The sequence below is a fragment of the Acidovorax sp. SUPP1855 genome, assembly GCF_030158955.1.
Taxonomy (GTDB): domain Bacteria; phylum Pseudomonadota; class Gammaproteobacteria; order Burkholderiales; family Burkholderiaceae_C; genus Paracidovorax.
Genome location: NZ_BQXI01000094.1, coordinates 1 through 616, shown reverse-complemented (window position 1 = coordinate 616; position 616 = coordinate 1). Strand labels below are relative to the sequence as shown.

The 616-nt window shown below is 67.0% G+C and carries 1 protein-coding gene and 1 pseudogene; both read right to left on the bottom strand.

The features are described from left to right. A partial coding sequence (locus tag AVMA1855_RS26560) for an aldehyde dehydrogenase family protein (protein WP_284428014.1) occupies nt 1-317 on the bottom strand: 317 nt, incomplete at its 3' end. 135 nt (nt 318-452) lie between these two features. Next, nucleotides 453-616: pseudogene (locus AVMA1855_RS26555) on the bottom strand (tartrate dehydrogenase); the annotation flags it as partial.

Genomic DNA, 616 nt, shown 5'->3' with positions numbered 1-616 from the left:
CCCTCGGCCAGGGGCTTGCCCTGCTCCATGGAGATCAGGGCGCCCAGGTCGTCCTGGTGGGCCAGCACCCGATCGTTCCAGCGCTTGATGATGGCCGCGCGCTGCTTGGCGGGCACCTGGCGCCAGGAAGGAAAGGCGGCATGGGCGGCCTCCAGCGCGGCCCGGGCCTCGGGGGCGCCGGAGTCGGGCACTTCGGTGATCACGGTACCGGTGGCCGGGTCGGTCACGGGCAGCAGCGCGCCGGGGCCGGGGTGCCACTGGCCTGCGATGAAGTTGGCGCTGCGGATCAGGTCGGGGCGGGTGAGAGTCAGGGACAGGGTCAGGGGCATGGCAAGGACCAGGAAGGAGGCAGAAAGAAGGAAGGGGGTTTGAATGAAATCGGGCTCCAGTGCAAATAACACTATGGCATCGTGCTACAAATTCAATAGCAAATGAATGACGAGGCCGATGGGCTAGCGCCTGGCGATGCACGCGGCGATGGCCTCGCCTACCTGCGTGGTGTTGGCCGTGCCGCCCAAATCCGGCGTCTTCGGCCCGGTCTTGATGACCTCCTCGATCGCCGCCACGATGGCATCGTGCGCCTGCCGCCCTGCGCCCTGGCCTTGCGTCAAGAAGT